Raw genomic sequence first — 13,242 nt, 5'->3', positions numbered from 1 at the left:
TTTAAAAAATTCATTTTACTCTCAATTGTTATCAGTATCTCTAATATTTTTTCATAATTTGCGGTAAAGCTGTTCATATTTAATCGTTTGTTAGACTATTAAATTTAGGTATTTAGCTAATAATGAACAGCTCCCTTTTTTTTATCCTAAATGAACCACGGGTTAACTCTTCTAAAATAGGCTGCACATAAAAACTTATAAAATGTGATAAGTCTATGTGTTTTTTTGAATCGCCTAAAAATTTATTGAATCAAACCTATCCCTCTTCCAAAGATTATACTCCTCTCGTTCCGCCTATACCAAACTATAGCTAATTAAATTATATGGGATATGAACAGGATTCCTTCTCTTAAGCTTTCTGCATAGATTAAGCACACCTCTACAAGTATTTTTTTATACTGATTTTTAAATATTTAATAAAAAAATATTTTTTATTATCTCTACCTGTTCTTTTTCAGGTAAGGCTTTAATGGTCATACCCTGCTAAATTTTAAGAGGGAAAAATTATTATTTACTACTTTGTATTGCATAATACTAAATAATAATTATATCTTTGTTTTATAAGATCTAATAAAAACTTTAAAAAATACTTATGAAAAAACTAATACTCAACTTGGGAATCTTGACCTGTAGCTTCATATCAGCTCAAGAAATAACTACAGATACCCTAAAAGTAAAAAAGATTGAAGCTTTAAAGATGAGTAAAAAAACATTTACAAAAACAGCAGACAGATTGGTATACGATGTGGCAAACACTCCACTAGCAAAGGGAAATACAGCTTTCAATTTATTGAAAGAAACACCTTTAGTATCCTCCACAGATGATCAAACCTTAAGAATTGCCGGAAAATCCAACGCTCATATTTACATTAACGGCAGAAAGACCCAAATGAATGCTGATGCTATAGTGGCTTTTTTGAAAAATACACCCGCCGAAAATATTCAGAAGATAGAAGTTATTAGCATGCCCGGAAGCGAATTTCAGGTAGAGTCTTCGGATGGCATTATCAATATTATTTTGAAAAAAAGAACCGATAACGGTTGGAACGGAAATCTTAGAATGGCCAATAATCAAGGTTATTATAATAATCCAAGTGCTGGAGTATCTGTCGACTATCGAAAAAACCGACTGGGCTTTAGCGCCAATTTCAATACCAATGATTATACCGAACAACAGTATTATAAATTTAGTAATGGAGACCTGCTGAACTCGAACAATTCAGAAGGTTCGATAACCTACCCACGCAAGGATTATGGTGGTTATCTAAACGTGGACTATGCTTTAAACGATAAGAGTAATCTGGCATTGAGTTACAATACTCTATATAATAAAGGATTCGGATCTACATCCGATTTATTTAATACCATTAAAACACTAAAAAATAATGTTTGGGAAACCCGGTACAACAGAACACAGAATTTCGGAAACAAGCAATCCTATCATAATGCTGTTAACTTAAATTACGAATTAAAAACCGATAGCATGGGCAGTACACTGAATCTGAATACGGCTTATCTCAACTACACAAAAAGCGAGTACAACAGCAACAGTACATCCTTAGCAGATGCATATGGTCATACAGGAGATCTGATGAACCGTATTATACAGCATACGCCTCAGGTCATCCACAATCTCTCGGCAAGCGCAGATTATATTCAGCAATTTAAAAACCATTTCAAGCTCTATTTCGGCGGAACTTATAATTATACCCGAACTGAAAACAATACGGTATCCACAACGTATCATTTTCATCCAGATATTAGGCTAGAGGAACCCAATTATTTTACCTATACAGAAAACATTTACAGTCTTTATTTAAATTTTGAAAAAAAATTCAGTGATAAGTTTTATGCGAAAATAGGCTCTCGATATGAATTAACCCGAAGTGAGGGAAATGCTTACCATACAGCCATTGAAAGTTTTAAAAATATTAACCGTAATGCCCAGAATCTCCTGCCTTATCTCAGCCTGAATTATGCTATTGATAAAGATCACAATATCTCTTATACCCTGTCCAGCCGGGTGAGAAGACCTTCTTTCTGGGAACTTAATCCTGCTAGGACGTATTTAACGGAATTTAACTATATTCAGAATAACCCTTTTGTAAAAATTGCTTCCATTTACTCCCACGAATTAAACTATATGTATAAAAATTCTTATTTCTTGATTATGGGCTATAAATATTTCAAGGATCCTATTACACAGGTTCCTTTACAAGGGCCGGCTTATACAAATGGCCAAAGGGTAAATATTATACGGTATATACGCACCAACTTCGGAAGTCTTCAGGAGTTTAACTTTAACTTTAACGTCAGAAAGATTTTTTTTAAACAGTATTGGACAAGCAATTTCAGTATAGGCCTGCAACGCAATATCAATAAGGGAAGCTTGGATATCGATCCTGTGACAGAGGAAAAATTCCCTATGTACATGAATACTTCTAAGTCCAACAGTTTAACGATTGGATCTAATAACAATATCCGCCTAGACCTGGCAAAAACCTGGTATGCGGGGGTTAATTTCTGGTTCGTAGATAAGCAACAAATTCATTTGGGAGAATTAAAGGCTTTGGGAAGTTTGGATTTAAGCCTAAAAAAAATATGGAGCCACTGGACTTTTATGGCGCGTGTATACGATATATTAAATACGAATAAAGCCGTTATTAATAGTAAGCAAGAAGGTTCTCAATATAACACTATACAATATATGTCCTACAATCAGCAATTGGATCTTTCGGTTACTTATAATTTTGGCAATAAAAAAGTAAAAAAAATCCGAACACTTAACACCGCTGCGGATGTTATTAAAACGCGTACACAAGCCCCTTAATACCCTAAATAAATTTACTTGGAGTTTACTTCCCCTATTTTAGGCAGGAAAACTTCTGCCAGCATACAGCGGGCACTCCCACCACCATTTTGCTCAATGGTATGCAGATCGGTATATAAAATTTCTGCATGGGCTTCCATGGTCTGCATCTGTCTTGAAGTTAAACTCCTGTAGGCAGATTCGCTCATCACCAAAAATTTTTCGCCTTGCTCATTTTGTACCTCCAACATATTCCCCGCAAATTGCTGCATTTGCGATTCAGTGATCATAATTATTTCTTTATGACTCTGGGTCAGCTTTTGCTCGACCTGTTCTCTTTCTGCTTTATCATCTATAGCATCCAGACAAATAACCGCATAATCCGTTCCCACGCACATCATAACATTGGTATGATAGATCGGAAGCCTTTGACCATTTACCGTTTGAAAAGCATGGAATATAATAGGTTGGTATTTAAACTCCTCACACCATTGTGTAAATACATCTTCATCCAAACGCACTGAAGTGGTTGCATATGCAATTTTATTTTCTCGATCCAGAATCATACTTCCTGTTCCTTCCAGAAATTTATTTTGAGCTTCAAAAACAGAGTAATCTTTAATCTTTGAAACACTTAATTGATGAATGGTGAGATCTTCTATTATATCCCCCCTTCTCTCAAGGCGTCTGTTTTCGGCAAACATCGGATATAAAATCACCGTTCCATCTTGATGAAAACTCACCCAGTTATTCGGAAAAATGGAATCCGGGGTATGAGGCTCCAGGGTATCTTTTACAGTAATTACACGAATGCCTTTGCTCCTAAGTTTTTGAACAAAGGTTTGAAACTCTTTCAAAGCTTTCGCTTGTGTATCGTGGGACTCTGCATTGATCTGGAAATAATTATCTACGGCTGTTTGGAAATTAAATCCAAAAGCGACAGGCTCTATCATTAAAACGGTATCGGCTGACTGCATCATTTGTATAATTGTATTAAAAATAAAGTATCTCTTAACTTTCTCTCACCAATGGTAAGGTGGAACATCGTAAAAGTCCACCCATCTTAGAAATTTCACGGTAAGAGATTTCCTCTACCCTAAAATTCCACTCCTGCCTTAAATGCTGATTCAAACGATGAAATGCAGAATCGCTTACCACGACATCATAATCAATGGAAAAAATGTTAGGTGTCATATTCATCATTTCCTCTGTAGTGATACTAAAACAGTTCTCTTTTCCAAAAATATCGAGCAACAAGTAATAATCACTTTCTTTAACAAATCCTTCTTTATAGATAATACACTTATCCCTACCTATGGGATTGAAAGTGCAGTCCAAATGCAAAATTCCCTTGTCCGGATTTTTATCATCTTTCTTCAAATCTAAGTCTATAATTTTTTTATGGGGAAAATATTCTTTGAGCACTTCAATGGCATAGGGATTGGTGCGTGCCGTTTTAAAGTTTCCATACTCGCTACTATAGCAGGTTCCTATAAAAAGGAAATCATTGCATAAAATAATATCACCGCCTTCCACATGGGCGCGTTCTGGCAGGTTTATAATATTACGCCAGGGAATCTCCTCGAATATTTTTCTATAAGCTTGCTGCTCGGCAGCACGCTCTTCAATAATATTGGCAACCACTACCTTGTCATCGATAACAAAAGCGGTATCTCGAGCAAAAATCTGGTTGTAATTTTGAATGTTTTCAGGATATAAAATCTGTACGTTATAATGATGCAACACTTTTTCAAAAGCACTCATTTCAGATACAATATCCGCTTCTGTGGGATAAATTCCTTTTTTTATGCTTTGGTATGACTTTGCGTCGTAAGAATCATTCAGTTGAGGTGTATCTCCTATAGACATCGGCTGACCTAATACTACACATCTCAATCTCCCCGTCTCATTTGTAATGTTTAGCTTCATATATAAAAACTGGTGGAGCAAAGCTAAACAAATCAAAATTTTCCCACAAACACATCTTTTCCGAATAAATATTATATTTTAAAGCTAGTTTTAATAAAAAAATAATATATTTATATGTAAATTATTATTTTTAATCCAAAAAAACCAATTATCTTATTAAAAAATACAGTAAATTTTTCTATGCGAATTTTTATAATTAAGAGGTTGTAATTCCTTTATTTTTTTAATAAAAAAGAATCATCTAGAGTCGTAGTCAATTTAGCATAAAAAAAGTTCCCCAATAATAAGGGAACTTTTTTATAAATAGTTTTCACCGTTTATCTATCTTTAATAGGCGTGTAATCTCTTTTTTTAGCCCCTTGATATACTTGTCTTGGTCGGCCAATAGGATCTGACTTTAGTCTCATTTCTTTCCACTGGGCAATCCATCCAGGTAGTCTACCTAAAGCAAACATAACAGTGAACATCTCAGTTGGGATTCCTAAGGCTCTGTAGATAATTCCAGAATAAAAATCAACATTCGGATATAATTTTCTCTCTACAAAATACTCATCTTCCAACGCCACTTTTTCCAATTGTAAAGCAATATCTAAAGCTTTATCGTGAACGCCTAATTTACCTAATATATCATCGGCAGCTTTTTTGATGATTTTTGCGCGCGGATCAAAGTTCTTATATACTCTGTGTCCAAAGCCCATTAAGCGGAACTGATCTTCTTTATCTTTAGCTTTGGCTACATATTTTCCGACATCTCCACCATCTTTCTCAATCATCTCTAACATCTCAATTACGGCCTGGTTGGCTCCCCCGTGAAGAGGCCCCCAAAGCGCAGATACTCCCGCTGAAACCGAAGCAAATAGACCTGTATGTGCAGATCCTACCATTCTTACTGTAGAAGTAGAACAATTTTGCTCGTGATCCGCATGGAGAATCAATAGCTTATCCAACGCTCTTACAATAACAGGATCCATTTGAAATTCTTCATTGGGTAATCTAAATGCCATCTTGTAGAAATTTTCTACATAATTCAATGAGTTATCTCCATGGTTGAGAGGTAAACCTAAGGTTTTTCTATAGGTCCATGCACAAAGATGTGCAAACTTTGCAATCATCATCTCTGCAGCATGATCTAGATCTTCCTTAAGCTTTACATTTACAGATTTTGGATTGAATGCTGTAAGAGCTGAAGTTAAAGAAGATAGTACCCCCATAGGGTGAGCTGAACGAGGAAAAGCATCAATAATTTTCTTCATCTCGTCAGCAATGAAGTTGTACTTTTTTATATCTCTTTCAAAAGTAGTAAATTCTTCTTGAGTCGGTAATTCGCCGTGCAAGAGCAAATACATTACTTCTGTAAAATTGGAGTATTCTGCAATTTGCTCTATAGGATAGCCACGATAGAATAATTCTCCGTGATCACCATCTAGATAGGTTATTTCACTAATAGTAGCACCTGTATTCTTATACCCCAAGTCTAACGTAATAAGACCAGTCTGATCTCTTAGTTTAGAAATATCAATACCTCTATCTCCGATGGTACTTTCTATGATAGGATATTCATAAGCTTGTCCATCGTAGTTTAGAACAACTTTATTGTCTGACATATTATTTTGATTTATTTGCTTAAAAGTACTTTATTCTATAGTATTCTGCAAGGATATATCTTTTCTATTTTCATTTTCTATTGATTTTGAAAGCTTCAAAACCTGGATAAACAGACGTGTCCCCTAAAGCTTCTTCAATTCTTAGCAGCTGGTTATACTTGGCCATTCTATCGGAACGAGAGGCAGAGCCTGTCTTGATCTGACCACAGTTTTGGGCCACAGCTAAATCGGCGATAGTAGCATCCTCAGTTTCTCCGGAGCGATGAGACATAACAGTAGTATAGCGATTATTTTGAGCCATCTGTACTGCAGCCATGGTTTCGGAAAGAGATCCTATCTGGTTTACTTTCACCAAAATAGAGTTGGCAATCCCTTCGTCAATTCCTTTTTTCAGGCGTTTTACATTGGTTACAAAGAGATCGTCACCGACTAACTGTACACGATCCCCTATCTTATCAGTCAGCATTTTCCAGCCTTGCCAATCGTCTTCCTGCATTCCATCCTCAATAGAAATAATCGGATATTTATTACATAATTCTGCAAGATAGGATACCTGCTCTTCACGGCTTCTGTGAGCCCCTTTATCTCCCTCAAACTTTCTATAGTCGTAAATACCCTCGTTATAGAACTCTGAAGAAGCGCAGTCCAAGGCTAACATAATGTCTACACCTGGCTTATAACCTGCTTTTTCAATAGCCTGGAGTATCGTATCTAAAGCATCTTCTGTCCCGTTAAAAGTAGGTGCAAAACCGCCTTCGTCTCCTACAGCAGTAGAGAGGTTTCTGTTTTTTAAAATGGATTTAAGACTATGGAAAATCTCCGTACCCTTTCTCAATGCGTGTGAAAATGAATCTGCCTGAACTGGCATGACCATAAATTCCTGAAATGCGATAGGAGCATCCGAATGGGAACCCCCATTGATGATATTCATCATGGGTACAGGTAGTGTATTAGCATTCACCCCTCCCACATATTTATAGAGTGGCATTCTCAATTCTGCTGCTGCTGCCTTAGCAATAGCCAAAGACACACCTAATATAGCATTGGCTCCGAGTTTTCCCTTATTGGGTGTAGCATCAATATCCAACATCATGGAATCCAGCAGATTTTGTTCAAACACCGATAATCCTACCAGCTCAGGTGACAAAATTTCTCTAACATTTTCCACCGCTTTCAGCACTCCTTTACCTAAAAAGTCAGGGCCTCCGTCACGTAATTCAACCGCTTCATGTTCTCCTGTAGAAGCTCCAGATGGCACCGCCGCTCTTCCCTTTGCTCCACTCTCTGTAAATACATCCACTTCAATTGTTGGGTTGCCTCTAGAATCTAAAATCTGTCTGGCATCGATGTAAGAAATATAACTCATTTTTAGATTTTTTATACTTAACAAATTTATTAAAAACAAAATGGATAAGAAAAAATCTCATCCACTATTTTAGAAGGCCTCACATTATATTTATGTTGTTTTAAGTCCATATAAAAGAAGCTTTGTATACAAGTAAATTTTTATCTATAGTTTTAACTGAAAACTTCCCTAGCATAATAGCAACCCTGCTTTCCGATAACAAATCCCCTGAACTTATTCTGGCATTAAAATATATTTACATAGTATAAGATAAAAAGAACTAGCCAATGTGCTGTTGAATTTGGGGATCAGGTTTTATATACCATCCCTATTATTCATGAATATTTATTTTAGGATTTTATAACTATTTTTGTAGCCTATTGTCAAGCGTTAAATGAAGCTACAAGAAATCACGCACCTATTTCAATCAAATAAAAATAGGTAAAGCCTGTATTGATGCAATCTGAGTTTCTACAGCAAATGATATCGAATTACCCCCCCAAATAATTTTTTTATCATCTGCATAGCGATGCCCTATTTGGGCTATTCCACTCCCTTGCTAAAATCCAGTACCTGAGAGAGTATTCAAAAAGATACTGTATATCTCACAGTGAGTATTTGAATATGGAGACCTGAACAGCCTTATTCACATCATTCTTCAGAAGAATAAAAACATATGATTTGAGATGATTGAAAGAGTTCTTCAAGTTATAATTTCCTAGGAACTATATAAAAAAAACAGCACAGAAATAAAATCTGTACTGTTAGATATTGTTATTCATCCCCTCCCGATGGTTTTTCAGGAGACTGGGTTGGTAAAAATTATTTTTCAGCTTTTTCCTCAGCTGCGTCTGCAGTTGGAGCCTCTTTTTCTTCAGCTTCAACTTCAGCAGCTGGAGCTACTTCAGTTTTTTTAGCTGTAGATCTTCTGCTTCTTCTTGTCGTTTTCTTAGCAGCTTCATTTGGATTGTAAAGCTCGTTGAAGTCTACCAACTCTATAAGAGCTGTATCGGCAGCATCACCTGGTCTGAAACCTGTTTTGATGATTCTGGTGTAACCTCCTTTTCTATCCGCAATTTTAGGTGCTACTGTTCTGAAAAGTTCACTTACCGCCTCTTTGTTTTTCAAGTAGGAGAAAACAATTCTTCTATTGTGGGTAGAATCCTCTTTAGATTTTGTAAGAAGAGGTTCTACATATACTCTCAGTGCCTTAGCTTTAGCTACTGTAGTATGTATTCTTTTATGTTCAATTAGGGAACAAGCCATGTTAGCAAGCAAGGCTCTTCTATGAGAAGCTGTTCTACCTAAGTGGTTGAATTTTTTACCGTGTCTCATTGTTTAGGATTATTTATCAGCGTCCAACTTATATTTACTTACATCAAAACCAAAGTTCAGTCCTTTGGAATGTACCAGCTCTTCCAGTTCAGTAAGAGATTTCTTACCGAAGTTTCTAAATTTCATTAGATCCGATTTACTGAAAGAAACCAACTCACCTAATGTTTCAACCTCTGCAGCTTTTAAACAGTTTAATGCTCTTACGGACAGATCCATATCTGCAAGCTTAGACTTAAGAAGCTGTCTTGTATGAAGCGTTTCTTCATCATACTGAGTAGAGGCCTTAACAGCTTCCGTTTCAAGCGTGATGCGCTCATCAGAGAACAACATAAAGTGGTAAATTAATATTTTAGAGGCTTCAGTTAAAGCATTCTGAGGAGTAATAGACCCGTCAGTTTCGATATCAAGAATAAGTTTCTCGTAGTCAGTTTTCTGCTCAACACGATAGTTTTCAATACTATACTGTACCTTTTTGATAGGGGTAAAAATAGAATCGATCGCTATAGTGCCTATGGGTGCATTATTAGATTTATTTTGGTCTGATGGAACATATCCTCTACCTTTATCAATATTGAAAGTAATCTCAAAATTAACATCCTTATTAAGAGTACAAATTACCAAATCGGGATTTAAAACTTCAAAGCCATTAATAGCAGAAGCAAAATCTCCAGCAGTAATAATCTCCTTACCTGTTAGTTTTACCGACACTTGTTCTGTGGAAGTATTTTCAGACTTGGCTTTTAGGCGAAGCTGTTTCAGGTTAAGAATAATTTCTGTTACATCTTCAATAACACCCGGGATAGTAGAAAATTCATGCTCTACACCTTCAATTTTGATAGATGAAATAGCAAACCCTTCTAAAGAAGAAAGTAATACTCTTCTCAATGCATTCCCAATCGTCAAACCGAAACCTGGCTCCAAAGGTCTGAATTCAAATTGACCTCTAAAATCTGTTGAGTTAAGAAGGATTACTTTATCGGGTTTAATAAAAGATAATATTGCCATAATGATTGGTTGAGCAAATTTTCAAAAAGATTATTTAGAATATAATTCGACGATTAACTGTTCTTTGATGTCTTCTGGGATTTGAATTCTCTCAGGAGTGCTTACAAATGTACCTATTTTAGTTTCGTCATTGTATTGTAACCAGTCGTAGCTTGCCTTAGAAGCTAAAGCATCGGTGATGATCTCAAGAGATTTGGATTTTTCTCTTACTGCTACAGAATCACCAATCTTAAGCTGATAAGATGGAATATTCACAAGCTCTCCATTGACTGTAATATGTCTGTGAGAAACCAATTGTCTAGCCGCAGATCTGGTCTTTGCAAATCCTAACCTATAGACCACGTTATCCAATCTGGATTCACAAAGCTGAAGCAATACTTCACCTGTTACCCCTTTGGATCTTTGAGCCTTATCATAAAGGTTTGCGAATTGTCTCTCAAGTATACCATAAGTATACTTAGCCTTTTGTTTCTCGGCTAACTGAACTGCATATTCAGATTTTTTAGCCCCTCTTCTCTTGTTAGGTCCGTGCTGTCCTGGTGGAAATTTTCTTTTTTCAAAGTTTTTGTCATCCCCATAGATTGCCTGACCGAATTTTCTTGCAATTTTGGTTTTTGGTCCTATATATCTTGCCATTGTCTTAGATTTGTGAGATTAAAATTATACTCTTCTTCTTTTAGGAGGTCTACATCCATTGTGTGGCATTGGAGTGATATCTACAATTTCGCTCACCTCAATTCCTGAATTGTGGATGGTTCTGATAGCGGATTCTCTACCAGCACCAGGACCTTTTACAAATACTTTAACCCTTCTAAGACCCGCTTCATATGCTACTTGAGAACAATTTTCAGCAGCCATCTGTGCTGCAAACGGAGTATTCTTTTTAGAGCCTCTAAAGCCCATTTTACCCGCGGACGCCCAAGAGATCACCTCTCCATTTTTATTTGTCAAAGAAATAATAATATTGTTGAAAGAAGCTTGGATATGCGCCTCGCCTATTGCTTCAACTTTTACTTTTCTTTTTTTAACTACTTTACTTTGTTTTGCCATGATTCTAACGATTATTTACTTGCCTTCTTCTTGTTAGCAACAGTTTTTCTCTTTCCTTTACGGGTTCTAGAATTATTTTTCGTTCTTTGGCCTCTTAAAGGTAATCCAAGTCTGTGACGTATTCCTCGTTGACATCCAATATCCATCAAACGCTTGATGTTTAATTGTTTTTCAGATCTTAACTCTCCCTCAACTTTAATGTTATCTGAGATATAGTTTCTAATCGCTGCCAATTCATCGTCATTCCATTCGTTGACTTTCTTATCTTCGCTAACACCAGCGCTCTTAAGAATTTCAGAAGCTGTGCTTCTTCCTACTCCGTAGATGTAAGTAAGTCCTATAACTCCTCTTTTGTTTTTAGGTAAATCTACCCCTGCAATTCTCGCCATAATTTAATTGCTATTAACCTTGTCTTTGTTTAAATTTTGGGTTCTTCTTGTTAATAATGTAAAGACGCCCTTTACGTCTTACAATTTTACAGTCCGCACTCCTTTTCTTAATTGATGCTCTAACTTTCATATTTATTGCTTTACGCTATAAGCTTTATTAATACCTAAAGGTTATCCTGCCTTTTGAAAGATCATAAGGGGATAATTCCAATCTCACTTTATCTCCGGGCAGAAGTTTGATATAATGCATTCTCATCTTACCGGAAATATGGGCTATCAATATATGCCCATTCTCTAACTCCACACGAAACATGGCATTGGATAATGCCTCCACTATTATGCCGTCCTGCTCTATATGCTTTTGTTTTGCCATAAAATTTCAATACTTCTATAAGTTGGGATTTCGCGATAACTTTGACTGCATAAGCCCATCATAGTGATGGTTCAACAAATATGTATTAATTTGCTGAACAGTATCTAAGATTACCCCTACTAAAATCAGCAATGAAGTACCCCCAAAAAACAGGGCAAATCTATCCGTCTGTACAACGGTTCCGTGTACTATTGCTGGAAGGACTGCAAAGATAGACAAAAAAATTGCACCCGGCAAGGTTATTTTTGATAAAATATCATCTAGATAATCAGCGGTTTCTTTTCCGGGCCTTACTTTAGGAATCAGCCCCCCATTTCTTTTAAGATCATCAGCCATCTGATTAACTGGAATCGTAATAGCCGTGTAAAAGAATGAAAAGATTATAATCAATATGGAGAACAATACATTGTATTGCCAGCTAAATACATTTTTAAAGCCTGCAAGAAATGTATTGGTTTCATCTACTTTTGTCAATAAGCCTGGTATAAACATTAATGCTTGTGCAAAAATAATAGGCATCACTCCGGCAGCATTCACCTTTAATGGAATCCACTGTCTTCTCGCACCTTCCATTAAGTTGTGAGATACACCTCCGCGTGCCTGAGCCCGACTTACATATTGAATAGGTATTTTTCTAACCGCTACGGATAATACAATAGCCAATAGAATAACCAATAACCAGAACAAAACTTCGATCAGAACAATAATGGTTCCCAAGCCTCCTTTCCCGGTTTGTGTTTGGAATTCATGAATGAAAGCCATAGGAAGATCTGCCAAAATCCCCACCATAATAAGGATTGAGATCCCATTACCAATACCTCTATCGGTAATTTTCTCTCCAAGCCACATTGCAAAGATGGAGCCTGTTACCAAAATAACAATACTTGGCAACCAGAACATAACCGAATTAGGATCTATATAGTAGGCAGAACTGAACTGGGAATAAGGCAGAAACATTCCTGTAATAGATCCTAGGTAAGAAGGCGCCTGCACCAAACAAACTGCAATGGTTAACCAACGGGTAATCTGGTTTAGGGTTTTTCTACCGCTTTCGCCATCTTTTTGAAGCTTTTGCAAATAAGGAATAGCCATTCCCATCAACTGAACGATAATGGATGCCGAAATATAAGGCATAATTCCCAACGCCATAATGGATGCACGACTAAATGCACCTCCTGTGAACGAAGAGAGTAAGCCTAAAAGCCCTGAAGCTTGTTTACTTCCTCCTTGGTTCTGGTATACTTGCAAAAGATTCCCCACCTCAGCCATATTAATGGCGGGTAGGGAAATATAAGATGCGAATCTATACACCAAGATGAGTGTGAAGGTAAAAACCAATTTATTTCTCAGTTCTTCTAAACTCCAAATGTTTTTAAGTGTCTGTATAAATCCTTTCATGGTAA

At 36.3% G+C, this 13,242-nt stretch carries 13 protein-coding genes; 1 reads left to right on the top strand and 12 read right to left on the bottom strand.

Annotation, left to right across the window (positions count from 1 at the left end; genetic code table 11):
• The first annotated feature begins 592 nt into the window (after positions 1-592).
• The gene (locus GNY06_RS12310; RefSeq protein ID WP_166520343.1) at positions 593-2,830 is read left to right on the top strand and encodes an outer membrane beta-barrel family protein; all 2,238 of its coding nucleotides are present in this window, start codon (positions 593-595) and stop codon (positions 2,828-2,830) included.
• 14 nt (positions 2,831-2,844) lie between these two features.
• Here the strand turns inward: GNY06_RS12310 and ctlX are convergent, their stop codons facing one another.
• The 12 genes from ctlX to secY form a co-directional block, all read right to left on the bottom strand.
• Entirely contained in the window at positions 2,845-3,786 is a 942-nt protein-coding gene (gene ctlX / locus GNY06_RS12305; RefSeq protein ID WP_166520352.1) for a citrulline utilization hydrolase CtlX, read from the bottom strand.
• Positions 3,787-3,820: 34 nt separating this feature from the next.
• Positions 3,821-4,738, bottom strand: coding sequence for a dimethylarginine dimethylaminohydrolase family protein (locus tag GNY06_RS12300; protein WP_166520342.1), 918 nt, complete (start codon positions 4,736-4,738; stop codon positions 3,821-3,823).
• Positions 4,739-5,055: 317 nt separating this feature from the next.
• On the bottom strand, positions 5,056-6,342 hold the full coding sequence (locus tag GNY06_RS12295; protein WP_166520341.1) for a citrate synthase: 1,287 nt from the start codon (positions 6,340-6,342) through the stop codon (positions 5,056-5,058).
• A 70-nt stretch (positions 6,343-6,412) separates the two neighbouring features.
• The gene (gene eno, locus GNY06_RS12290) at positions 6,413-7,708 is read right to left on the bottom strand and encodes a phosphopyruvate hydratase (RefSeq protein WP_166520340.1); all 1,296 of its coding nucleotides are present in this window, start codon (positions 7,706-7,708) and stop codon (positions 6,413-6,415) included.
• A gap of 801 nt (positions 7,709-8,509) precedes the next feature.
• On the bottom strand, positions 8,510-9,022 hold the full coding sequence (rplQ, locus tag GNY06_RS12285) for a 50S ribosomal protein L17 (RefSeq protein ID WP_166520339.1): 513 nt from the start codon (positions 9,020-9,022) through the stop codon (positions 8,510-8,512).
• A gap of 9 nt (positions 9,023-9,031) precedes the next feature.
• Positions 9,032-10,027 carry a DNA-directed RNA polymerase subunit alpha gene (locus GNY06_RS12280; protein ID WP_166520338.1) on the bottom strand — a complete coding sequence of 332 codons (996 nt, stop codon included), beginning with the start codon at positions 10,025-10,027 and terminating at the stop codon, positions 9,032-9,034.
• A gap of 30 nt (positions 10,028-10,057) precedes the next feature.
• A complete protein-coding gene (gene rpsD / locus GNY06_RS12275; RefSeq protein WP_166520337.1) occupies positions 10,058-10,663 on the bottom strand; it encodes a 30S ribosomal protein S4 in 606 nt (201 codons plus the stop codon).
• Between the two features lie 24 nt (positions 10,664-10,687).
• Positions 10,688-11,077 (bottom strand): 30S ribosomal protein S11, encoded by a 390-nt coding sequence (rpsK, locus tag GNY06_RS12270; protein WP_166520336.1) that lies wholly within the window; start codon positions 11,075-11,077, stop codon positions 10,688-10,690.
• A gap of 11 nt (positions 11,078-11,088) precedes the next feature.
• Entirely contained in the window at positions 11,089-11,466 is a 378-nt protein-coding gene (rpsM, locus tag GNY06_RS12265; protein ID WP_166520335.1) for a 30S ribosomal protein S13, read from the bottom strand.
• Positions 11,467-11,479: 13 nt separating this feature from the next.
• The gene (gene ykgO, locus GNY06_RS12260) at positions 11,480-11,596 is read right to left on the bottom strand and encodes a type B 50S ribosomal protein L36 (protein WP_004917354.1); all 117 of its coding nucleotides are present in this window, start codon (positions 11,594-11,596) and stop codon (positions 11,480-11,482) included.
• A 27-nt stretch (positions 11,597-11,623) separates the two neighbouring features.
• Entirely contained in the window at positions 11,624-11,839 is a 216-nt protein-coding gene (gene infA, locus GNY06_RS12255; protein WP_166520334.1) for a translation initiation factor IF-1, read from the bottom strand.
• Positions 11,840-11,854: 15 nt separating this feature from the next.
• Positions 11,855-13,237, bottom strand: a complete 1,383-nt coding sequence (gene secY, locus GNY06_RS12250; RefSeq protein ID WP_166520333.1) for a preprotein translocase subunit SecY — start codon at positions 13,235-13,237, stop codon at positions 11,855-11,857.
• Positions 13,238-13,242 lie beyond the last annotated feature (5 nt).

It is taken from the genome of Elizabethkingia argenteiflava (assembly GCF_009904105.1).
Taxonomy (GTDB): domain Bacteria; phylum Bacteroidota; class Bacteroidia; order Flavobacteriales; family Weeksellaceae; genus Elizabethkingia; species Elizabethkingia argenteiflava.
Note: the sequence above shows the minus strand (reverse complement) of the source record. Positions and strands in the feature narration are given on the sequence as shown.

What these genes read in the sequence shown, in the direction of transcription:
- GNY06_RS12310 (WP_166520343.1), top strand. Translation starts at nt 593, where the DNA reads ATGAAAAAACTAATACTCAACTTGGGAATCTTGACCTGTAGCTTCATA.
- ctlX (WP_166520352.1), bottom strand. Translation starts at nt 3,786, where the DNA reads ATGCAGTCAGCCGATACCGTTTTAATGATAGAGCCTGTCGCTTTTGGA.
- GNY06_RS12300 (WP_166520342.1), bottom strand. Translation starts at nt 4,738, where the DNA reads ATGAAGCTAAACATTACAAATGAGACGGGGAGATTGAGATGTGTAGTA.
- GNY06_RS12295 (WP_166520341.1), bottom strand. Translation starts at nt 6,342, where the DNA reads ATGTCAGACAATAAAGTTGTTCTAAACTACGATGGACAAGCTTATGAA.
- eno (WP_166520340.1), bottom strand. Translation starts at nt 7,708, where the DNA reads ATGAGTTATATTTCTTACATCGATGCCAGACAGATTTTAGATTCTAGA.
- rplQ (WP_166520339.1), bottom strand. Translation starts at nt 9,022, where the DNA reads ATGAGACACGGTAAAAAATTCAACCACTTAGGTAGAACAGCTTCTCAT.
- GNY06_RS12280 (WP_166520338.1), bottom strand. Translation starts at nt 10,027, where the DNA reads ATGGCAATATTATCTTTTATTAAACCCGATAAAGTAATCCTTCTTAAC.
- rpsD (WP_166520337.1), bottom strand. Translation starts at nt 10,663, where the DNA reads ATGGCAAGATATATAGGACCAAAAACCAAAATTGCAAGAAAATTCGGT.
- rpsK (WP_166520336.1), bottom strand. Translation starts at nt 11,077, where the DNA reads ATGGCAAAACAAAGTAAAGTAGTTAAAAAAAGAAAAGTAAAAGTTGAA.
- rpsM (WP_166520335.1), bottom strand. Translation starts at nt 11,466, where the DNA reads ATGGCGAGAATTGCAGGGGTAGATTTACCTAAAAACAAAAGAGGAGTT.
- ykgO (WP_004917354.1), bottom strand. Translation starts at nt 11,596, where the DNA reads ATGAAAGTTAGAGCATCAATTAAGAAAAGGAGTGCGGACTGTAAAATT.
- infA (WP_166520334.1), bottom strand. Translation starts at nt 11,839, where the DNA reads ATGGCAAAACAAAAGCATATAGAGCAGGACGGCATAATAGTGGAGGCA.
- secY (WP_166520333.1), bottom strand. Translation starts at nt 13,237, where the DNA reads ATGAAAGGATTTATACAGACACTTAAAAACATTTGGAGTTTAGAAGAA.